This is a genomic window from Burkholderia sp. BCC1638, from assembly GCF_902833195.1.
GTDB lineage: Bacteria > Pseudomonadota > Gammaproteobacteria > Burkholderiales > Burkholderiaceae > Burkholderia > Burkholderia diffusa.
This window is the reverse complement of sequence record NZ_CADFEC010000007.1, coordinates 200,570-221,030: the sequence shown is the minus strand read 5'-3', so window position 1 is coordinate 221,030 and position 20,461 is coordinate 200,570. Positions and strand designations below refer to the sequence as shown.

The window sequence follows — 20,461 nt, the reverse complement described above, 5'->3', positions numbered from 1 at the left end:
TTTCCGTTGCAGCGGCAAAACGCCGCAGCAGCGCAACGTTACGCGGCGTGCCGCTTGTCGCGCTCGATCAGCGCATACGCGCTGTGATTGTGGATCGACTCGAAGTTCTCGGCTTCGAGCACGTAGGCGACCACGCGCTCGTCCGCATCGAGACGCTGCGCGACGTCGCGCACCAGATCCTCGACGAACTTCGGGTTTTCGTACGCACGCTCCGTGACGAACTTCTCGTCCGGACGCTTCAGCAAGCCCCACAGTTCGCACGACGCCTCTTCTTCCGCGATGCGGATCAGCGCCTCGACCGGCAGGTCGGCCGCGAGCTCGGCGTCGATCGTCACGTGCGAGCGCTGGTTGTGCGCACCGTACTGCGAAATTTTCTTCGAGCACGGGCACAGGCTCGTCACCGGCACGAGCACCTTCAGGAACAGGCGCGCTTCGCCGTTGCGGCTCTCGCCCGCGAGCGTCACTTCATAGTCGAGCAGGCTCTGCACGCCCGACACCGGCGCCGTCTTGTTCACGAAGTACGGGAACGTGACCTCGATGCGGCCGGCCTCAGCTTCCAGCTTCTCGAGCATCGACGCGAGCATCGCACGGAAGCGCTCGACCGTCAGCGGCGCACGATTCTCCTCGAGCAGCGCGACGAAGCGCGACATGTGCGTGCCCTTCTGATCGGCAGGCAGGCGCACGTCGAGATTCCAGACGCCGACGGTCGGCTGCACGTCGCCGCTCTCGGTGCACACCGTCAACGGATGCCGGACCGCCTTCACGCCCACGCGCTGAATCGGAATCTGGCGGGTATCCACCGTGCTCTGCACGTCGGGCATCACGAAGGCGGGATTCATCTGGTTCATCTTGTTCAATCCTTGTAAGCCGCGCGTCCGACGACGCGCACGCCGCGTCATGCGGCAGCCGGAAAAGCAACATGGGCCCGCAGGCCCATGTTTTCCGCATCAATGTAGACCGGTTGCGCCAGTCGCACCGACGCCGCCCGCAGGCGGCGCCAGCTTATGCGACGCGCTTCGCCTGACCGGCGACATCGGCCGCCGGGCTCAGGAAGCGTTCGCGAATCGACTTCGCGATGCCCGCGCCGTCGAGGCCGCATTGCGACAGCAGCTTCGCCGGATCGCCGTGATCGATGAACTGGTCAGGGAGGCCCAATTGTATTACGGGTCGGATAACCCCACTGTCCATCAGGGCTTCGACGCAGGCCGAGCCCGCACCGCCCATCACGCAGCCTTCCTCGACCGTGACGAGGTAGTCGTGCGTCTCGGCGAGTTCACGCACAAGCGCCGCGTCGACCGGCTTCACGAAGCGCATGTTCGCGACCGTTGCATCGAGCTCTTCGCCCGCCACGAGCGACGGCGCGACCATCGTGCCGAACGCGAGAATCGCGACGCGCTTGCCTTCCGGCTGCGACGTGCGGCGACGCACTTCACCCTTGCCGAGCGGGATTTCGGTGAATTCCTTCACCGTCGCCACGCCCGTGCCCGCGCCGCGCGGATAGCGCACCGCGGTCGGGTTCGGCTGCTGCAGCGCCGTGTGCAGCATCTGGCGGCATTCGTTCTCGTCGGACGCTGCCATGATCGTCATGTTCGGAATGCAGCGCATGAACGCGAGATCGTACGCGCCCGCGTGCGTCGCACCGTCCGCGCCGACGAGGCCCGCGCGGTCGATCGCGAATACGACCGGCAGGTTCTGCAGCGCGACGTCGTGGATCAGCTGGTCGTACGCACGCTGCAGGAACGTCGAGTAGATCGCGACGACGGGCTTCAGCCCTTCGGTCGCGAGGCCGCCCGCGAACGTCACCGCGTGCTGCTCGGCGATGCCGACGTCGTAATAGCGATCCTTGAAACGCTTCTCGAACTCGACCATGCCCGAGCCTTCGCGCATCGCGGGCGTGATGCCGACGACGCGCGAATCGCGCTCGGCTTCATCGCACAGCCATTCGCCGAACACCTGCGTGTACGTCTTCTTCGCGGGCGTGGTCGACGGCTTGATGCCTTCTGCCGGGTTGAACTTGCCGGGGCCGTGGTAGAGCACGGGATCGGCTTCGGCGAGCTTGTAGCCCTGGCCTTTCTTCGTCACCACGTGCAGGAATTGCGGGCCGCGCAGTTCGCGGATGTTCTGCAGCGTCGGGATCAGCGAATCGAGATCGTGACCATCGATCGGGCCGATGTAGTTGAAGCCGAACTCTTCGAACAGCGTGGCCGGCACGACCATGCCCTTCGCGTGCTCCTCGAGCTTGCGCGCGAGTTCGAGCACCGGCGGCGCGACGCTCAGCACGCGCTCGACGCCCGCGCGCGCGGCCGCGTAAAAGCGGCCCGACATCAGGCGGGCGAGATGGCGGTTCAGCGCGCCGACCGGCGGCGAAATCGACATGTCGTTGTCGTTGAGGATCACGAGCAGCTTCGCATCCTCCGACACGCCCGCGTTGTTCATCGCCTCGAACGCCATGCCGGCCGTCATCGCGCCGTCGCCGATCACCGCGATCGAGAAGCGGTCGTCGCCGTTCAGCTGGCTGCCGATCGCCATCCCGAGCGCCGCCGAGATCGACGTGCTCGAGTGCGCGGTGCCGAACGTGTCGTATTCGGACTCGCTGCGGCGCGGGAAACCCGAGATGCCGTCGTACTGGCGCAGCGAATGCATCTGGTCGCGGCGGCCCGTCAGGATCTTGTGCGGGTAGGTCTGATGACCCACGTCCCAGACGATCCGGTCGTTCGGCGTGTTGAACACGTAGTGCAACGCGATCGTCAGCTCGACCGTCCCGAGGTTGGACGACAGATGGCCGCCCGTCTTCGACACGCTGTCGAGCACGAACGCGCGCAGTTCATCCGCGAGCGGTTGGAGTTGGCGACGATCGAGGCGGCGCAGATCCGCCGGGTCGTCGATGGTTTTCAGCAAGTCGTACATCGTCGTTCCATTGTAGGAAATCAAACGCGCCCGCATTCTATTGCACGCACCGTAGCGTGTGCGCAGCGGCGGGCTTCGCGTCAGCTGACCCGGTTCACCACCAGGTCGGCAAGTTCGGCGAGACGCTGTGCGCGTGCGCCGAACGGTTTCAGCGCATCGTGCGCTTCGGCGCGCAGCTGGGCCGCGAGCTCACGCGATGCGTCGAGGCCGAGGATCGATACGTACGTCGGCTTGTCGTTCGCCGCATCCTTGCCGGCCGTCTTGCCGAGCGTCGCCGAATCGGTCGTGACGTCGAGAATGTCGTCGACGACCTGGAAGGCCAGACCCACGGCACCCGCGTAAACGTCGAGCGCGGCCATCGCTTCCGCCGACGGCGTGTCGCCTGCCAGCGCGCCCATCCGCACGGCGGCACGCAGCAGCGCGCCCGTCTTCATCCGGTGCATCGTCTCGAGCTGTTCGCGCGTCAGCTTGAGGCCGACGCTCGCCAGGTCGATCGCTTGCCCGCCGGCCATGCCGATCGAGCCGCTCGCCAGCGCCAGCTCGCGCACGAGCGCAGCCTGCTGCACCGGAGTCAGTGCCGCGGCGTCGGTCAGCGCGACGAATGCCTGCGACTGCAGCGCATCGCCGACCAGCAGCGCCGTCGGCTCGTCATACTGCACGTGCACGGTCGGCTTGCCGCGTCGCAGCGCGTCGTCGTCCATGCACGGCATGTCGTCGTGCACGAGCGAGTAAACGTGGATCATCTCCAGCGCCGCCGCCGCTGCGTTGCGCGCCGCTTCGGTCGCGCCGGTCAGTTCGCCTGCTGCATGGCACAGCAGCGGGCGAACGCGTTTGCCGCCGCCAAGGACCGCGTAGCGCATCGCCTCGTGAAGTTGCGTGGGCACCACATTATCAGCCGGCAAATAGTGGCCGAGTGCGTCCTCGACACGGTCGAGCACGGACCGCATCCATTGTTCGAATGTCATAGATCGTCGTCTTCGCCGTCCGTGGCGGCCGTTCCGGACGAAAGCGGCTTCAGCGTCGCGCCGTCGAGCACGCGAACCTGCTGCTCCACTTTCTCGAGCTGCTGTTGGCAAAACGCAACGAGGGTCGCACCGCGGCGATACGCCGCCAGTGAATCCTCGAGGCTCAACGCGCCGCCTTCCATCCGGGCAACCAGCGTCTCGAGTTCCGCGAGCGCCATCTCATAATTGTCCGGCAACGGTTCGGTGCCATTGCCGGGCGGCGTGGCGCCTGGGGATGCGGTTTTCGCCATGGACGAGGGTGTCAAATTTCAAAACAAGTCGGACATTCTACGGCAAAAGAGAATTCTCCGATCTGCCGACGTGGGCAGCCCGGCACATCTTCCGGCCCCATCTTCGACACACGGGGTGCGCACCCGGATTGCCTGCCGACAAAAAATTGACACAAATCAGGCACTTAATCCTAGCCTTGCGAGGCGAACCGGGTATAATTCCGCGTTTCCCTAAATCGATTTTTCGATGGTTGGGTTGTTCACTGCTTTCACGCTAACACCGGGAGTGGGAATGTCCAATCTGAGCGATGCGCTTCAGTTGAAGTCGGCTCACAGCCAGCTTCCAGTCACTGCATATTTCGATGAGGCGCTCCTTGAGCGCGAGATCGAAACCCTCTTCAAGAAAGGACCTCGTTACGTCGGGCACGAATTGATGGTGCCCGAGGCGGGGGATTATTTTGCGCTGCCGTCCGAAAAGGAAGGCCGCGTGCTGGTCCGCAACCCGGCGAACCAGATCGAACTGCTGTCGAACGTGTGCCGTCACCGGCAGGCGATCATGCTGAACGGGCGCGGCCATACGCAGAACATCGTGTGTCCGCTGCACCGCTGGACGTACGATCTGGAAGGCCAGCTGCTCGGCGCGCCGCACTTCCCCGACAAGCCGTGCCTGAACCTCGGCAAGAGCCCGCTGCAGAACTGGCAGGGGTTGCTGTTCGAGGCCGAAGGCCGCAACGTCGCGCGCGATCTCGCGAACCTCGGCACGAAGCATCACTTCGACTTCTCCGAGTATCACTTCGATCACGTCGAAGTGCACGAGTGCGACTACAACTGGAAGACGTTCATCGAGGTCTACCTCGAGGATTATCACGTCGTTCCATTCCACCCGGGCCTCGGCAGCTTCGTGTCGTGCGACGATCTCAAATGGGAGTTCGGCGACTGGTACAGCGTGCAGACGGTCGGCGTGCACAACGCTCTCGCGAAACCGGGCAGCGCGACCTACCAGAGGTGGCACGAGCAGGTGCTCAAGTTCCGCAACGGCGTGCCGCCGGAGTTCGGCGCGATCTGGATGGTCTACTACCCGGGCCTGATGATCGAGTGGTATCCGCACGTGCTCGTCGTGTCGTGGCTGATTCCGCGCGGCCCGCAGAAGACGACCAACATCGTCGAGTTCTATTACCCCGAGGAAATCGCACTGTTCGAGCGCGAGTTCGTCGAGGCCGAGCGCGCCGCCTATATGGAGACGGCCGTCGAGGACGACGAAATCGCGATGCGGATGGACGCAGGCCGCCGCGCACTGATGGCGCGCGGTGAATCGCAGGTCGGCCCGTACCAGAGCCCGATGGAAGACGGCATGCAGCACTTCCACGAGTTCCTGCGCCGCCACCTCGGCGACATCTGACCGCGCGCGGCGCGCCGGCGCCGCATGGCATTCGGCATATGAAAAGACGGGTTTCGGCCCGTCTTTTTTTGTTTAGACTTGGAGTATCAGGCCGTTTGCACTCCAGGGAGCCGTCATGCCACATACCCACTACACCACGCTCATCTCCGCAGCCAATCTCGCCGAGCGGCTGGCCGCGGCGCCGGGCAGCGTCGCCGTGTTCGACTGCCGCTTCGACCTCGTCGATCCGGGCGCAGGCGAGGCCGCCTATGCGACCGGCCATATTCCCGGCGCGCAGTATCTCCATCTCGACCGCGACCTGTCCGGCCGCAAGACCGGCACCAACGGCCGCCATCCGCTGCCGACCCGCGACGCATTCGCGACGCTGATCGCCAGCCGCGGCGTCAAGCAGGGCCAGCAGGTCATCGCCTATGACGCACAAGGCGGCGCCTATGCGGCGCGGCTATGGTGGCTGCTGCGCTGGCTCGGGCACGATTCCGTCGCGGTGCTCGACGGCGGCCTGCAGGCATGGGAAGCGGCCGGCCAGCCGCTGACCGCCGACGTGCCACACCAGGCCGCCGGCGACTTCCGCGCAACGACCCCGCTCGAATCGACGGTCGACGCGGCGGCCGTGCTCGCGAACGTGACGTCGGCCAAGCGCGTCGTGATCGATGCGCGCGCACCGGATCGCTATCGCGGCGAAAACGAAACGATCGATCGTGTCGGCGGCCACATTCCCGGCGCACGCAACCGGTTCTTCAAGGACAACCTGGCCGCCGACGGCCGTTTCAAGACCGGTCATGAGCTGCGCGAGACGTTCACCACGCTGCTCGCCGGCACCGAACCGAACAGCGTGATTCTGCAATGCGGGTCCGGCGTGACCGCATGCCACAACGCGCTCGCGCTCGAAATCGCGGGGTTGCATGGCGCGTCGCTGTATCCGGGCTCGTGGAGCGAATGGAGCGCCGATCCGTCGCGACCGATCGCGACCGGCCCGAACCCATAAGCACCTGCGTGGCGCGACGACAAGGCGGCGGCATCCGCCGCCGCTGCTTCGTTTACATCACGCCGTACTTGTGGAACCACTCGATCGCGCGCTTCCAGCCGTCCTCGGCATCGCCCTTCACGTAACTCGGCCGATAATCGGCGAAGAACGCGTGTCCCGCATCCGGATACACGACGATCTCCGATTGGCGCGCGAGCTTCGAGTCGCTCGTCTGGATCGCCTTGCGCATGTCCGCGAGCGACGCCTGCGTGATGTTCGTGTCCTTCTCGCCGTACAGCCCGAGCACGGGCACCTTCAGCAACGACGCATGATCGACCGGATTGAACGGCGTCATCTCGTCGGTCGTGCCCTCGACGAACCCGTACCATGCGACGGCCGCCCGCACGTGCGGATTGTGCTCCGCGTACAGCCACGCCTGGCGGCCGCCCCAGCAGAACCCCGTCACGCCGAGACGCGACAGGTCGCCGCCGTTCTTGCCGGCCCATGCGACGGTCGCATCGAGATCCTCGGTGACCTGCCGGTCGGGCACCTTGCTGATGATGTTGTCGAACAGCTCCTTCATCGTCGGATACTTCGATGCATTGCCCTGGCGCGCGAACAGGTCGGGCGCGATCGCCAGATAGCCGAGCTTCGCGAAGCGACGGCAGACGTCGGCGATATGCGCATGCACGCCGAAAATCTCGTGGATCACGATGACGACCGGCAGGTTCGTCTTGTCGACCGGCTGCGCGCGATACGCAGGGATGCTCGCGTCGCCCGAGCGGATCTCGATGGTGTCGACGTCCAGCCCGCTGCTGTCGGTCGTGATGGTCTGCGCCGACACGGGCAGCACGGCCGCCGCGAAGGTGCCGCCCAGCGCGGCCTGCATGAACTTGCGGCGCGAGAACGGAACGTGGGGAACCAGGCTGTCGACTTCGGGTTTCAACATGAATGCACTCCTCGATTGGGCGCCGCCGTCACGGCCAGGGACTCGCCCCGGCACCACGCCGGCGGACGGCGCGGATGTCGCGGCGGTTGGCACCCCGCCGCAAGCGGAAACCCGGACAAGATGCCCAATAATCCGTTGTCGCGTCAACTGTCAGATGTGTAAGACTCGATTACGACGATGCAATGCCGTAGCACCCATCGGTATCGATAACCGCGGCAACCCGGCCCGGCAAGTCCATGCGCGGCACGATGCGGCGAGCGCCGGCGCGCGCGCGAATGTCCGTGGATTGAGTCGAAATGACGCGCAATGAACAGGCCCGGTGCGCGAATCCGCGGTCAACCGCACCTGAAACGACAACGGGCAGGAATCCCTGCCCGTCGGTGCACGAACCGTGCGGTCAGTGCAGCTTGACGCGCGGCAGCGTCGTGCGACGCAGCCAGTGCGCGAACGTATCGAGCACCATGCGCGGATAGCCGTGCAGCGCCGCAATGTGCAGGCGGTACAGCGACATATACATGAAGCGTGCGAACAGCCCTTCGATCAGCATGTTGCCGCCGATCAGTCCGCCCATCAGGTTGCCGACCGCGCTGAAATGGCCGAGCGACACGAGCGAACCGAAATCGCGATACGTGAATTCGGGCAGCTGACGTCCGTCGAGCCGGCAGCCGATCGCCTTCAGCAGAAAGCTCGCCTGCTGGTGCGCGGCCTGCGCGCGCGGCGGCACGTTGCGCTCGTTGCCGGGCCATACGCATGCCGCGCAATCGCCGAGTGCGAAGACGTTGTCGTCGGTGAACGTCTGCAGTGTGCGGCGCACGTCGAGCTGGCCGAGCTTGTTGACCTGCAGGCCGTCAAGATTCGACAGCACGGACGGCGCCTTGATGCCGGCCGCCCAGACCGTGAGATCCGCGCGCACCGACTTGCCGCTCGCCGTATGCACGAAACCCGGCGCGACCTCGGTCACGCGCTCGGCAAGCATCAAGCGCACGCCGAGCTTTTCGAGCAGCTCGGCCGTTGCGGTCGAGACGCGCTCCTGCAGCGCAGGCAGAATCCGCGGCCCCGATTCGATCAGCACGATGCCGACGTCGTGCTGCGGGTCGAGCTTGTGCAGCCCATAGACGGACAGCACCTGCGCAGTGTTGCGCAGCTCGGCGGACAGCTCGACGCCCGTCGCGCCGCCGCCGACGATCACCACCTGGATGCGCGGCTCGTCCGCCGCTCCCGGCGCGGGCTGCGCCGGCGCCTGGTGCTCGGCGCGCATGCACGCGGCGATCAGGCGCTTGCGGAAGCGCTCGGCCTCGCCGACCGTATCGAGCGCAATCGCGTTTTCAGCCGCGCCCTGCACGCCGAAGAAATGCGTCGTGCTGCCGATCGCGATCACGAGCGTGTCATATTCCAGGTCGCGCGCAGGCAGCAGTTCCGCGCCGTCGCTGTCGTTGACGGGCGACAGCGTGATGCGCTTCGCCGCGCGATCGAGCGCGGTCAGTTCGCCCTGCTGAAACTCGAAGCCATGCCAGCGCGCCTGGGCCGCGTATTCGAGTTCCTGCGTGAACGGGTCCATGCTGCCGGCCGCGACCTCGTGCAGCAATGGCTTCCAGATGTGGGTCGGATTGCGGTCGACGAGCGTGACGAGCGCACGCGCGGGACGATTGCCGCGCGCGCCGTAACGGTCGCCGAGCCGCGTCGCCAGTTCCAGGCCGCCCGCGCCTCCGCCTACGATGATGATCCGATGCATCCGATTCCCCCTTTGCGATTCGAAACTGCTGCCGCCGGACGATGCAGACGCGATACGTTCGCGCCGCCCGTTGGATTAACCGGTTCGGACATCATCGATGTGCAGTTCGAAACACTTCGACGCACCGATCCCGGAACGCGGGGCGCGCTGCCCCCGCGACAATGACCTGACTGACATGCATTGTCCGGGAGCTTGCGCGTTGACCACAAGCAAACCATCTCGATATTCAGCATCCCTGCAACAATATGCCGCGGGACGCGGGAATCACGCGGGGGTGCGTCAGTGTGCCTCTTCCCAGTTCGCGCCGGCACCCACTTCAGCGACCAGCGGCACCTTCAGCTTCGCCACACCGCACATCATTTCCGGCAGTTTCTCGCGCACGAGCGACAGTTCGTCGTCGGGCACCTCGAGCACCAGTTCGTCGTGCACCTGCATGATCATCCGCGATGCGAGCTGGTCGCGCGTGAGCCAGTCGTCCACCGCGATCATCGACAGCTTGATCAGGTCGGCCGCCGTGCCCTGCATCGGTGCATTGATGGCCGCACGTTCAGCGGCCTGGCGGCGCGGGCCGTTGCCGCCGTTGATCTCCGGCAGCCACAGGCGGCGGCCGAAAACCGTTTCGACGTAGCCCTTTTCCTTCGCCGCCGCGCGCGTGTCCTCCATGTACTGCGCGACGCCCGGGTAGCGCGCGAAATAGCGGTCGATATACAACTTCGCCGCATCGCGCGTGATGCCGAGGTTCGACGCGAGGCCGAACGCGCTCATCCCGTAGATCAGCCCGAAGTTGATCACCTTCGCGATCCGGCGCTGATCGGAGTTGACCTCCAGCGGCGTCACGCCGAACACCTCGGCGGCCGTTGCGCGGTGGATGTCCTCGCCCTGCGCGAACGCGCGCAGCAGCGACGCGTCGCCCGAAATGTGCGCCATGATCCGCAGTTCGATCTGCGAATAGTCGGCCGACACGATGCAGTGACCCGGCGACGCGATGAACGCTTCGCGGATCCGCCGGCCCTCGGCCGTGCGCACCGGAATGTTCTGAAGATTGGGATCGTTCGACGCGAGGCGGCCCGTGACCGCGACGGCCTGCGCATAGTTCGTGTGCACGCGGCCCGTTGCGGGATTCACCATGCGCGGCAGCTTGTCGGTGTAGGTCGACTTCAGCTTCGACAGCCCGCGATGCTCGAGCAGCAGCTTCGGCAGCGGGTAATCCTCGGCCAGCTTCTGCAGCACTTCTTCGTCGGTCGACGGGGCGCCGCTCGGCGTCTTCTTCACGACCGGCAACTGCAGCTTCTCGAAGAAGATTTGCCCGATCTGCTTCGGCGAGCCGAGATTGAATTCGCCGCCGGCCAGTTCGTACGCTTGGCCCTCGAGTTCGATGAGCCGCGTCGCGATCTCGCTGCTTTGCGCCTGCAGGCGTGCGTCGTCGATCAGCACGCCGGTGCGCTCCATCTTGCGCAGCACGAGCGACACCGGCATCTCGATCTCGCGATACACGCGCTCGAGGCCCGGTTCGCGCGCAACCTGCGGGTACAGCGCATGATGAAGCTGCAACGTGATGTCTGCATCTTCGGCGGCGTACGCGGCAGCCTGCTCCAGCGCCACTTCGTCGAAGCCGATCTGCTTCGCGCCCTTGCCGGCCACGTCTTCATACTTGATCGTCTTCACGCCCAGATGGCGCAGCGCGAGGCTGTCCATGTCGTGCGTGCGGTGGGATTCGAGCACGTACGATTCGAGCAGCGTGTCGTGCTCGATGCCGTTCAACGCGATGTCGTAGTTCGCGAGCACCTGCGCGTCGTACTTCAGATGCTGGCCCACCTTCTTGCGGTCGGCCGATTCGAGCCATGGCTTCAGGCGCGCGAGCACGTCGTCGATCGGCAACTGCTCGGGCAGGTCGGGGCCGCGGTGCGCGACCGGAAGATACGCGGCCTTGCCCGGCTCAACCGAGAACGACAGGCCGACGAGCCGCGCGGTCATCGGATCGAGCGAGGTGGTCTCGGTATCGAATGCGGTCAGTGCGGCCGCATCGATCTTCGCGAACCATGCGTCGAACTGTTCCCAGGTCTGGATCGTGTCGTATTCGCGGACGATGTCCGCCGCGACCACTTGCGCCGGCTCGCCTTCCGGCGCATCGGCGCCGCCGCCTTCGGCGGGCGCGCTGTCGACTTCGCGCAGCCACGTCTTGAAGCCGTATCGCGCGAAGATGTCGCGCAGCAGGTCGCGTGCTGCGCCGTCGCTCTTCAGCGACGCTTCGATCGATTCGAGATGCGGTGCGAGATCGCAGGCCGTGTCGACGGTCACGAGCTTGCGGCCGAGCGGCAGGAAGTCGAGCGCGCGGCGCAGGTTGTCGCCGACCACGCCCTTGATCTCGCCCGCGTGTTCGATCACGCCGTCGAGGCTGTCGTATTGCGACAGCCATTTCACGGCCGTCTTCGGCCCGCACTTCTCGACGCCGGGCACGTTGTCGACGGTGTCGCCGATCAGCGCGAGGTAGTCGATGATCCGCTCGGGCGGCACGCCGAACTTCTCGATCACGCCGCCGCGATCGAGCGTCTCGTTGGTCATCGTGTTGACGAGCGTGACGTGATCGGTGACGAGCTGCGCGAGGTCCTTGTCGCCGGTCGACACGATCACGTTCATCCCGTGCCGCTCGGCTTCGCGCGCGAGCGTGCCGATCACGTCGTCGGCCTCGACGCCCTCGACCATCAGCAGCGGCCAGCCGAGCGCACGGACCGCGCCGTGAATCGGCTCGACCTGCAGTGCAAGATCGGGCGGCATCGACGGACGGTTTGCCTTATAGTCGGCATAAAGGTCGTCGCGGAACGTCTTGCCCTTTGCATCGAACACGCAAGCGCTATACTCTGCACTGACTTCCTTGCGCATACGGCGCAGCATGTTGATGATTCCGTAGAGCGCTCCGGTCGGCTCCCCGCCAGGGCCACGCAAATCAGGCATCGCATGGTAAGCCCGATACAGATAGCTCGAACCGTCAACCAATAGCAGGGTCTTACCTTCCAGATTTCGTTCTTCAGGCATTATGAACAAGAGAAAAGTGATTCCGAGTCTGCGTTCGCTCGCAGATCAAGAACGCGCGACGGCCAAGAAGGCGCGCGCATCGTGGCAGATGTTCACGATTATGGCAGAGTTTATCGAGGCGACCGAGTACCTGTCGGAGATCCGCCCGGCCGTCAGCATCTACGGTTCTGCCCGTCTCAAACCGGACACGCCGCACTACAAGCTGGCCGTGCAGATCGCGCGCAAGCTGTCCGACGCCGGCTTCGCGGTGATCTCCGGCGGCGGCCCCGGCATCATGGAAGCCGCGAACAAGGGTGCGCACGCCGGCAAGGCGCCGTCGGTCGGCCTGAACATCGAGTTGCCGCACGAGCAGGCGGGCAACCACTATCAGGACATCTCGTTGCGCTTCCGCCACTTCTTCACGCGCAAGGTCACGTTCGTGAAGAACTCCGACGCGGTGATCGTGATGCCGGGCGGCTTCGGCACGCTCGACGAGTTGTCCGAGGTGCTCACGCTGATCCAGACGAAGAAGTCGCGCCTCGTGCCGATCATTCTCGTCGGTAGCACGTTCTGGCAGGGGCTGCTGCAATGGTTCCGCGACCAGCTGATTCCGATGGGCCTCATCAATCCGGAAGACATGAATCTGATGCAGGTGATCGACGATCCCGACCAGGTGCTCGACGCCGTGCTCGCGTTCTACGAGGACAGCGGCGAGGAAGAAGGTGCGGACGGCGAAGACCATCCGCCGCGGCCCGAAGAAGACCGCATGTTCTATCTGTAATTCGATCGGTGCGATGGCCTGCCTCACGGCCGGCATCCCGTCTCCCGCGCGGCAGGCACGGCAATTCCGCCACCTGCCGCGCGTCATTTTGTAACGCCGTATTAATCCCGCCGTGCGGCCGAGCGCCGCCGAATGTCAAATCCGGGCAGCCTGCATCGCGCAATGCCGTCGACGCTTCCCATGCCCGGCCCGTCATTGTCAAATCATGCAGCCTGTCGTCGATCCGGCCGGCGTGCCTGGCGTCAATCCACCGTAACAAACCCGTCTCGCCTTTTTCGCGCCGCACCTGCACACTGCATCTCGTCGGCGTGGCGTCCCCCCGGTGGAACGATCCCCCTCGCGTCCATCGCGTCGCGCCGGCCTTTGACAACGACATCACGGAAAACAACATGAAACGCTCACTGATCGCCCTCGCCTTCGCCGGCCTCGGTCTTTCGCTGTCCGGCCTCGCCCATGCCGTCAACGTCGACGTCAACATCGGCACGCCCGCGCCGGTCGTCGTCGCGCCCGCGCCTGTCGTGGTCGCACCCGCGCCGGCGGTCGTGATCGGCTGGCACGGCGATCGTTACTGGGACGGCCGCCGCTACTGGGAGCGTCGTGAGTGGGAAGATCATGAGCGCCATCGCGGTCACGGCGGCTACCATTGCCCGCCGGGACACGCGAAGAAGGGCGAGTGCTGAGCACCACGGCTCGAACGTCGACGGCAAGGCCACCTGCGCGCTACGGCGCTAGGCGGCCTTGCCGCTTCTGAACGACACGCTCCGGACCGACGGGCCGCCGCCGGAGCCCGAGCCACGTCACTTCGTCACGCCGCGGCATCGGCCAATGGAAGCGGCGCCAGATCCGGATGCGCGCGGAGCCGGTCGGCAAGAAAATCCATCAGCAACCGGTTCCTGCGCGGCAGATGCGTGCGTTGCGGCATGCACAGGTAGAGGCCGTAGCGGGACGTCGCGTGCCGGGTCAGCAACGGCACGAGGCGCCCTTCGCGCACGTGTGCGTGAACCGAATAGCCGAAGAACTGGCCGATAGCCGCGCCGCTCAGCACGGTGTCGAGCTCCGCGTCGATATCGTTGGTCGCGATGAACGGATTCATCTGCCGTGTATGCACGCTGCCGTCGACGAAGAATTCCCACGGAAACGGCTTGCCGGTGCGCGGGTACAGAAACGCGGTACAGCGATGCTCGCTCAATGCGTCGATCGTCTGCGGTTCGCCATGACGACACAGATAGGCCGGCGCGGCACAGACGATCAGCTGCAGATCGGCGACGCGGCGCGCAACCAGTCCGCTGTCGGGCAGATTGCCGGTCCGAACCGCGAGGTCGATCCGCTGCTCGACGACGTCGGCCATATCGTCGCTGACGATCAGCTCGGCGGTAATGCCAGGCTGACGGTCGCAAAACTCGCCGAGCAACGGCGCGAGAAAGCGTCGGGCCAGCGAATACGGCGCCGCGACGCGGATCGTCCCCACCGCCTGCGCGCGATCGTCGTCCAGCATGCGCAGCGCACTCTCCAGCTCACCGACCGCGCCGCGACACTGGGAAAACAGGCGCTCGCCCTCGACCGTCAGCACAATCCGGCGCGTTGAGCGCTGGAACAGCCGAACGCTCAGCAATGCTTCCAGCGCGGCGATCTGCTTGCTCGCCGCCTGTGGCGTGATACCCAGCTCGCGGGCGCCCGCGCTGATGCTGCCCGCCGCCGCGACGCGGACGAATACCGTCAGCGCTTTCAAACGATCCATTCGTTACTCCGTCGAGCCCGACTCGCGCGGGCATTCATCGATGGCTTCGCAACGCGTGTCGGTCGCGTTGAAGCGGTTTCAACCGAACCGGCACTATTCGCACCGCGGCCGGCTTCGCACAATGGCGCTGTCTTCAACGCTCCGGCCCGGCAGGCCGCACGCCATGAACCAGCGCCCATTCTCCATCGTTTCCCGGACCGTTGCCGCCATCGCGCTGATTGTCACGGGTGCGTCGCAAGTCGCCGCGCAGGACGCCGCCCCGAACGTCCGCGCGATCGAAACGGTGTTGCTGCGAACCACGGATGCATGGGATGGCTCGCGATATCGCGCCTACCCGCGGCAGCAACCGGAAGTCACGGTCGTACGCTACACGATCCCGCCGCACGCGGTGCTGCCCTGGCACATGCATCCGTCCATCAACGTCGGCTACGTGCTGTCCGGGCATCTCAGCGCAGTACGCCGAAGCGACGGCAAGCGGCTCGTGCTCGGTCCCGGCGACGTGGTACCGGAAATGGTCGGCGGCGTGCACCGCGGCGAAACCGGCGACGAACCCGCCGAGCTCATCGTGTTTTATGCCGGCACGCCCGGACAACCGCTGACGGTACCGATCAGCGAAGACTGAGCACCGGTCCGCCGGCCACCCCGTTTCCCTTCATTCCGGAGTCCTCCATCATGTCCGAATCACGCATTTCGCCCGCCCCGCTCGCGCCGTTCGCCGACACGCCATCCCGCCTCGACGGCCGCGTCGCGCTCGTCACCGGCGGCGGCACCGGCATCGGCCGCGCCGCTGCACTGGCGTTCGCACGACGTGGCGCCCGCGTGGTCGTCGCCGGCCGGCGCGCGGCGCTGCTCGACGAAACCGTGCGGGCGATTACCAAACGCGGCGGCGAAGCCTTCGCGATGGCGGTCGACGTCTCCCGCGCCGAGAGCGTGCGGGCGCTCGTCGACGCGGCAATCGGGCGCTACGGCGCATTGCATGTTGCCTTCAACAATGCCGGGGCCGAAGGCACGTTCGCACCGATCGTCGAACAGACGGAGGCCGACTTCGACGACGTGATGGCGACCAATCTGAAGGGTACGTGGCTGTCGATCAAATACGAAATGGAAGCGATGCTCGCGCACGGAGGCGGTGCGATCGTGAACACGTCGTCGTGGCTCGCCAAAGGCGCGCTTGCCGGCTCGTCGACCTATTCGGCAAGCAAAGGCGCGCTCGATGCGCTAGTGCGCGCGGTTGCACTCGAAGGCGGGCCGCACGGCATCCGGATCAACAACGTGAACCCGGGCATCATCGACACGCCAATGGCACGCCGCTTCGGTGACGACGAGATGTTTCGGCCGTTCGCCGCGTTCACGCCCGCGCGGCGGATCGGCACGCCCGAGGACGTCGCCGACGCGGCCGTCTGGCTCTGCAGCGATGAAGCGCGCTTCGTGACCGGCGAATCGATCCTCGTCGACGGCGGCTACACGATCGCCGGCATGCGCTGAACGGCGCCGCGGGAGATCGAACCCATGGAGTACGTGAGACTGGGAGAGTCCGGGCTGAAGGTGTCGAAGCTGTGCCTGGGCTGCATGACCTACGGCGATCCGTCGTGGCGGCCGTGGGTCACGACCGAGGACGTGGCTCGCCCGTTCATCCGCGCGGCGCTCGACGCGGGCGTGACGTTCTTCGATACGGCCGACGTCTACTCGGGCGGCGAGAGCGAGCGCATTCTCGGACGCGCGCTGCGCGACTTCACGACCCGCGACGACGTGGTGATCGTGACCAAGGCGTTCTTTCCGACCGGCGACGGACCGAATGCGCGCGGGCTGTCGCGCAAGCATCTGCTCGCGAGCATCGACGCGTCGCTGCAGCGCCTTGGAACCGACTACGTCGATCTCTACGTCATCCACAGGTTCGATCCGGAGACTCCGATCGAAGAAACGCTCGACGCGCTCGATACCATCGTGAGGAGCGGCAAGGCCCGCTATCTCGGCGCATCGTCGATGCACGCGTGGCAATTCATGAAGATGCTCGCCTTCCAGCGACATCACGGCCTCGCGCCGTTCGTGTCGATGCAGAGCCAGTACAGCCTGATCTGCCGGGAAGACGAGCGTGACATGCTGCCGCTGTGCATCGACGAAGGCATAGCGTACACGCCATGGTCGCCGCTCGGTCGCGGGCTGCTGGCCGGCTCGCGCGGCGCACGGACGACGCGGGCCGCGACCGACCAGCAGATGGTGTCGTGGTACGACGGCCGCGACGCGGTCGCCGCAACCGTGGAGACGGTCGGGCAGGTCGCGCAGGCTCGCGGCCTGCCCGCCGCCCGGATCGCCCTCGCCTGGGCGCTGCGGCAACCCGGCATCACGGCGCCGATCGTCGGGTTGTCAAAGCCGCATCACTTGACCGATGCGCTCGCGGCACTCGAGCTGACGCTCGACGATCGCGAAACCGCGTTGCTCAAGGCGGCATTCGACCGGACGATCGAACCGGCGCAATGGTAAGCGCGGCGCCGGCAATCGGATCGGGCCAGGGTATCGATGGCAAACCGGCCATAGCGGGCGCGCGACCGTCCATCGCACTCGCCTTGGACGTCCGGTCCGGCGGCTAGCCGGACCGTATGGCGCCGGTGGCAGCATTGCCCTTGCGCGAGGCCAATCCCGCCAGTCATGCCGCTCATCCGAATCCGGGTCGTCGACGATGCCCTCGCGTCCGGCATCGTCGCGCCGACCGACATGCTCACGGCGGCCAATCATCTCGCGTCGTCGACACCGCAAGGCCGCGCGACTTCACCGTTGCGCTGGCGCGTCGAATCGATCGGCGGACGGCCCGTGTGCGCGGCTTCCTGCCAGTTCATCCTGGTCGACGGCGCGATCGACGACGGCAGCGCCGCCGACGCACGGAAGGCGTAGCGCGCCGACGCCGTCGCGACACGCAAGTGGGTGTTTCCGACGGAGATCGAAGGCTGCTGGGGCAGCCGCGGCACCGTGCGCCGCCTGCCTGACATCATGGCGCATTTCGGCGGCGCGACCCTGCAGGCGCTCGGAGAGCAGCGGCTGGCGGCCAAGCGGCGCACGCATGCGACCAGGATCATCGACGCGCTGCATGATTCGATGCACGAGACGGGCCTGGGCGAATCGCACGAAGCGGCCGCGCAAGCTTTGCGTTGACAGACGTTCGCAACGCGCATCGTGGCCGAACGCGCGTGTCGACGAGAGAAAGGCCGGCCGGCCCCGGTCGCCGGTACGTCGCACATCGCGACGCCCATCGTCACCGGGGTCGGCGTTCACATCACTGAAACGCCACTTCCGCAAAGCTCCGCAGCTTGCGGACACAAAATCGCATCAAGTCAAGGCGTTCCGCCATTTCCTCAAACTTTTTGCGAAGATACCACTTACGATTACACGGGGATTTCAACAGCATTCTTGGAGCAAGTTAGACGACTTTTTCGGGCGGTCAAACACTGCCTTCGGAGTTTTATCGACAAGCCAAGATTCATTAAAAATCAAAACCTTGCGCAACTCGCAAAATGCAAAATGCAAAATGCAAAATGCAAAACCAAGTCTAATTTCACTGTAGTTTGCGCACAACTTCGGTCGAACAGTTCCGCACGCCATTCCCCAGGTGCTACGCATCCAATCTCTCGCACGAGATCCTCGACCGGTGTCTACCCCGAACGCAAAAAAACATTCCAAATTGTCCAACGCGCGGCACTGCCGCAGAAGTCCGAAGAGCCGCATGCGCTTCGCCGCAACCTGTGTCACGAGAATTTCGTAGTCGTCGAATGACACAAGTTGCTCGCCGCACCAACCGATCAACCTGCAAGCCCTATTCATTTGTCATTGTACAAAAATCCCCTCTGACAAGATATTTTCTGACTTGTCATAGTGACCTTGATCAAAAGACACTCGACAGTCTAACTCTATTTAATTGAGTTTCGAGACATTAGATGCGTGACGAGAGAAATCGGAATATTCCCATTTTTTGCAGCCCTTCTGATTGGCTATATCGCCTAACGGTCGCCCTCGCATTACTCCTGATTGCATTTGGAGCACGTGCAGATGCTTGCTTCACGCTTTACGCACAATCAGGAGCCAGACCAGGAACGAAGACCTGCGAACTCGATGTGGTCAGCGGTACTCCTGGCGGAATGGCCAACTATGCGTGTATCAACGATCTTGCGCAGATTACGCAATGGTGCAATGCAATTGAATCTGATCCCGAGCCTGAAAATACTTGTCCGGTAGCCGACCCGGTGTTCCCCGGGAGCGGCGCAGTTACGCTTAGTGCGACCGACTTCGCTAGCGGTGACGACGTACCGTTACTGTTTACGCGGACCTATCGATCCAAGCCCCTAGCACAGAATCTGAATGCGATGGGGATAGCATGGTTCCATAACTGGCAACGTCATCTGGTGCTGGCGAGTGCCAATATTAGCAATTCATCAAAGATACTTGCGTATCGCGAGAACGGCGAACCCATCACGTTTAACTGGACGGGGGATTCTTGGCGCACTAAGGGCTTTGCCGCTTTAACGCTAGAGAAGAGCGACTCCGGCTGGACGCTTACCAATCAGATTAATGATCGGATCGAATCCTATTCGGCTGAGGGTGTTTTGTTGTCGGAAACGACGAGATCGGGCTTTGCGCGAACATTGACGTATGACAGTACTGGCCTGCTAACCACGATCACTCAGCACGCTGCAGGGACAAGCTCCTACTACGATTTGGCACTTCGCTTGGACTACGATGACCAGCGCCGTCTTTTACGCCTTAATGATCCAATGGCGGGCATGACGCAGTATGGATACGACGCGAATAACAATCTCGTTTCCGTTACTTGGCCTGATGGTAATACTCGCAGGTACATGTACGATGACCCTCGATTCAAGAACGCTTTGACAGGTGAAATCGATGAAGCGGGGACGCGAATCGCGACGTGGGAATATGACGCACTGGGGCGGGCTTCAACAGTAAGTCACCCGGATACAACGCGCAACGTGCAGCTGGTGTATGGCCACGACTCTACCTCCGTCACAGATAGCCGAGGCACGACGACACTGAATTTTTCGTCAGTTGGCGAAAAGCTGCGCGAAACCGGAAGTAACTCCGTCGGCGGCAGTGGGAATTTGAAATGGGATGCGTCCGGGCGGCTACTGAAGCGCAGTTACGCGAGCGGCAACGTCATCGAATACAGCTATGACGATTTTGGCCGTCCCATTCGAATGGCTGTTCGCAGTACTACTGGCATGGCAGTTACCTCGATACGCTACGCCGACGCGATCAGTCTGCACCCTTCGATGATCGCATCGCCACGCATGCTATTGAGTCTTGTCTACGATCGGCGGGGCAACGTAACCGGAATCAGCGAAACGCCAACGACTGATATTAGTGGTGAAAATGGATTCAACGCGTTTAGAGGCGAAGGTGTATCACGCGCCTATGGGAGGACCTATGATCAATTCAATCGTCTAATTTCGACTCGCGTTTATGAAGATGGTCGCGAGACGGGGGCGTTTAATTTTGAATACCATTACGATGGCAATATTTTTTCGGTCAAACGACTTGGAAAAAATGGTGCCGCATCGAGCCTAATAGGCAGGCGCGACAATATCCATCGCATTGATAGCGGTATTAATCAAAACCGCCTTTTACCGTTGGATATGACCAGCGCGGTCGTCCGAACACTCTCTCGATAATAGAACAGGCTTCTCCCGTAAATGGCGAGATAAAGCGCAGTGTGATATTGAGGTACCAGTATTTACCTGA

Annotated in this window: 18 protein-coding genes; 10 read left to right on the top strand and 8 right to left on the bottom strand. The window is 64.1% G+C overall.

Features of this window, described 5'->3' with window-relative positions; genetic code table 11:
• Positions 1-38 precede the first annotated feature (38 nt).
• The 4 genes from folE2 to HWX22_RS11070 all read right to left on the bottom strand — a co-directional run bounded on the left by folE2 (position 39) and on the right by HWX22_RS11070 (position 4,162).
• Positions 39-848 carry a GTP cyclohydrolase FolE2 gene (gene folE2, locus HWX22_RS11085; protein ID WP_059819618.1) on the bottom strand — a complete coding sequence of 270 codons (810 nt, stop codon included), beginning with the start codon at positions 846-848 and terminating at the stop codon, positions 39-41.
• Between the two features lie 154 nt (positions 849-1,002).
• Positions 1,003-2,907 (bottom strand): 1-deoxy-D-xylulose-5-phosphate synthase, encoded by a 1,905-nt coding sequence (gene dxs, locus HWX22_RS11080; RefSeq protein ID WP_059531480.1) that lies wholly within the window; start codon positions 2,905-2,907, stop codon positions 1,003-1,005.
• Positions 2,908-2,987: 80 nt separating this feature from the next.
• Positions 2,988-3,872, bottom strand: a complete 885-nt coding sequence (locus HWX22_RS11075; RefSeq protein ID WP_059678806.1) for a polyprenyl synthetase family protein — start codon at positions 3,870-3,872, stop codon at positions 2,988-2,990.
• On the bottom strand, positions 3,869-4,162 hold the full coding sequence (locus tag HWX22_RS11070; protein WP_006479428.1) for an exodeoxyribonuclease VII small subunit: 294 nt from the start codon (positions 4,160-4,162) through the stop codon (positions 3,869-3,871). The genes HWX22_RS11075 and HWX22_RS11070 overlap by 4 nt, the downstream gene beginning before the upstream one ends.
• A 271-nt stretch (positions 4,163-4,433) precedes the next feature.
• On the opposite strand from HWX22_RS11070, the gene HWX22_RS11065 reads away from it, so the two are divergent.
• Positions 4,434-5,540: an aromatic ring-hydroxylating dioxygenase subunit alpha gene (locus tag HWX22_RS11065; RefSeq protein ID WP_175915627.1), complete on the top strand. Its 1,107-nt coding sequence runs from the start codon at positions 4,434-4,436 to the stop codon at positions 5,538-5,540.
• A 115-nt stretch (positions 5,541-5,655) separates the two neighbouring features.
• Complete coding sequence (locus HWX22_RS11060) at positions 5,656-6,525, top strand: sulfurtransferase (RefSeq protein WP_175915626.1); 870 nt, start codon at positions 5,656-5,658, stop codon at positions 6,523-6,525.
• Positions 6,526-6,577: 52 nt separating this feature from the next.
• Here the strand turns inward: HWX22_RS11060 and HWX22_RS11055 are convergent, their stop codons facing one another.
• From HWX22_RS11055 to polA, 3 genes are all read right to left on the bottom strand, one after another.
• Positions 6,578-7,453: a dienelactone hydrolase family protein gene (locus HWX22_RS11055; RefSeq protein WP_059689622.1), complete on the bottom strand. Its 876-nt coding sequence runs from the start codon at positions 7,451-7,453 to the stop codon at positions 6,578-6,580.
• 397 nt (positions 7,454-7,850) lie between these two features.
• Positions 7,851-9,185 carry an NAD(P)/FAD-dependent oxidoreductase gene (locus HWX22_RS11050; protein WP_059531493.1) on the bottom strand — a complete coding sequence of 445 codons (1,335 nt, stop codon included), beginning with the start codon at positions 9,183-9,185 and terminating at the stop codon, positions 7,851-7,853.
• 279 nt (positions 9,186-9,464) lie between these two features.
• A complete protein-coding gene (polA, locus tag HWX22_RS11045) occupies positions 9,465-12,218 on the bottom strand; it encodes a DNA polymerase I (protein WP_175915625.1) in 2,754 nt (917 codons plus the stop codon).
• 1 nt (position 12,219) lies between these two features.
• On the opposite strand from polA, the gene HWX22_RS11040 reads away from it, so the two are divergent.
• Entirely contained in the window at positions 12,220-12,978 is a 759-nt protein-coding gene (locus HWX22_RS11040) for a TIGR00730 family Rossman fold protein (RefSeq protein ID WP_059531499.1), read from the top strand.
• A gap of 389 nt (positions 12,979-13,367) precedes the next feature.
• Complete coding sequence (locus HWX22_RS11035; RefSeq protein WP_059531502.1) at positions 13,368-13,658, top strand: hypothetical protein; 291 nt, start codon at positions 13,368-13,370, stop codon at positions 13,656-13,658.
• Positions 13,659-13,783: 125 nt separating this feature from the next.
• On the opposite strand, the gene HWX22_RS11030 is transcribed toward HWX22_RS11035, so the two are convergent.
• Positions 13,784-14,716, bottom strand: coding sequence for a LysR family transcriptional regulator (locus tag HWX22_RS11030; protein WP_175906510.1), 933 nt, complete (start codon positions 14,714-14,716; stop codon positions 13,784-13,786).
• Positions 14,717-14,756: 40 nt separating this feature from the next.
• On the opposite strand from HWX22_RS11030, the gene HWX22_RS11025 reads away from it, so the two are divergent.
• The 6 genes from HWX22_RS11025 (at position 14,757) to HWX22_RS11000 (ending at position 20,391) form a co-directional block, all read left to right on the top strand.
• A complete protein-coding gene (locus HWX22_RS11025; RefSeq protein ID WP_244135214.1) occupies positions 14,757-15,338 on the top strand; it encodes a cupin domain-containing protein in 582 nt (193 codons plus the stop codon).
• A 50-nt stretch (positions 15,339-15,388) separates the two neighbouring features.
• A complete protein-coding gene (locus tag HWX22_RS11020) occupies positions 15,389-16,201 on the top strand; it encodes a glucose 1-dehydrogenase (protein WP_175915624.1) in 813 nt (270 codons plus the stop codon).
• Positions 16,202-16,225: 24 nt separating this feature from the next.
• Positions 16,226-17,197 (top strand): aldo/keto reductase, encoded by a 972-nt coding sequence (locus HWX22_RS11015; RefSeq protein WP_175915623.1) that lies wholly within the window; start codon positions 16,226-16,228, stop codon positions 17,195-17,197.
• Positions 17,198-17,362: 165 nt separating this feature from the next.
• Positions 17,363-17,605 (top strand): hypothetical protein, encoded by a 243-nt coding sequence (locus tag HWX22_RS11010; RefSeq protein WP_244135213.1) that lies wholly within the window; start codon positions 17,363-17,365, stop codon positions 17,603-17,605.
• A gap of 75 nt (positions 17,606-17,680) precedes the next feature.
• On the top strand, positions 17,681-17,863 hold the full coding sequence (locus HWX22_RS11005; RefSeq protein WP_175915622.1) for a hypothetical protein: 183 nt from the start codon (positions 17,681-17,683) through the stop codon (positions 17,861-17,863).
• A 779-nt stretch (positions 17,864-18,642) separates the two neighbouring features.
• Complete coding sequence (locus HWX22_RS11000) at positions 18,643-20,391, top strand: DUF6531 domain-containing protein (protein WP_175915621.1); 1,749 nt, start codon at positions 18,643-18,645, stop codon at positions 20,389-20,391.
• Positions 20,392-20,461 lie beyond the last annotated feature (70 nt).

What these genes read in the sequence shown, in the direction of transcription:
- HWX22_RS11000 (WP_175915621.1), top strand. Translation starts at nt 18,643, where the DNA reads ATGCGTGACGAGAGAAATCGGAATATTCCCATTTTTTGCAGCCCTTCT.
- HWX22_RS11050 (WP_059531493.1), bottom strand. Translation starts at nt 9,185, where the DNA reads ATGCATCGGATCATCATCGTAGGCGGAGGCGCGGGCGGCCTGGAACTG.
- HWX22_RS11015 (WP_175915623.1), top strand. Translation starts at nt 16,226, where the DNA reads ATGGAGTACGTGAGACTGGGAGAGTCCGGGCTGAAGGTGTCGAAGCTG.
- folE2 (WP_059819618.1), bottom strand. Translation starts at nt 848, where the DNA reads ATGAACCAGATGAATCCCGCCTTCGTGATGCCCGACGTGCAGAGCACG.
- HWX22_RS11070 (WP_006479428.1), bottom strand. Translation starts at nt 4,162, where the DNA reads ATGGCGAAAACCGCATCCCCAGGCGCCACGCCGCCCGGCAATGGCACC.
- HWX22_RS11025 (WP_244135214.1), top strand. Translation starts at nt 14,757, where the DNA reads ATGGCTTCGCAACGCGTGTCGGTCGCGTTGAAGCGGTTTCAACCGAAC.
- polA (WP_175915625.1), bottom strand. Translation starts at nt 12,218, where the DNA reads ATGCCTGAAGAACGAAATCTGGAAGGTAAGACCCTGCTATTGGTTGAC.
- dxs (WP_059531480.1), bottom strand. Translation starts at nt 2,907, where the DNA reads ATGTACGACTTGCTGAAAACCATCGACGACCCGGCGGATCTGCGCCGC.
- HWX22_RS11060 (WP_175915626.1), top strand. Translation starts at nt 5,656, where the DNA reads ATGCCACATACCCACTACACCACGCTCATCTCCGCAGCCAATCTCGCC.
- HWX22_RS11020 (WP_175915624.1), top strand. Translation starts at nt 15,389, where the DNA reads ATGTCCGAATCACGCATTTCGCCCGCCCCGCTCGCGCCGTTCGCCGAC.
- HWX22_RS11035 (WP_059531502.1), top strand. Translation starts at nt 13,368, where the DNA reads ATGAAACGCTCACTGATCGCCCTCGCCTTCGCCGGCCTCGGTCTTTCG.
- HWX22_RS11075 (WP_059678806.1), bottom strand. Translation starts at nt 3,872, where the DNA reads ATGACATTCGAACAATGGATGCGGTCCGTGCTCGACCGTGTCGAGGAC.
- HWX22_RS11030 (WP_175906510.1), bottom strand. Translation starts at nt 14,716, where the DNA reads ATGGATCGTTTGAAAGCGCTGACGGTATTCGTCCGCGTCGCGGCGGCG.
- HWX22_RS11010 (WP_244135213.1), top strand. Translation starts at nt 17,363, where the DNA reads ATGCCGCTCATCCGAATCCGGGTCGTCGACGATGCCCTCGCGTCCGGC.
- HWX22_RS11065 (WP_175915627.1), top strand. Translation starts at nt 4,434, where the DNA reads ATGTCCAATCTGAGCGATGCGCTTCAGTTGAAGTCGGCTCACAGCCAG.
- HWX22_RS11055 (WP_059689622.1), bottom strand. Translation starts at nt 7,453, where the DNA reads ATGTTGAAACCCGAAGTCGACAGCCTGGTTCCCCACGTTCCGTTCTCG.
- HWX22_RS11040 (WP_059531499.1), top strand. Translation starts at nt 12,220, where the DNA reads ATGAACAAGAGAAAAGTGATTCCGAGTCTGCGTTCGCTCGCAGATCAA.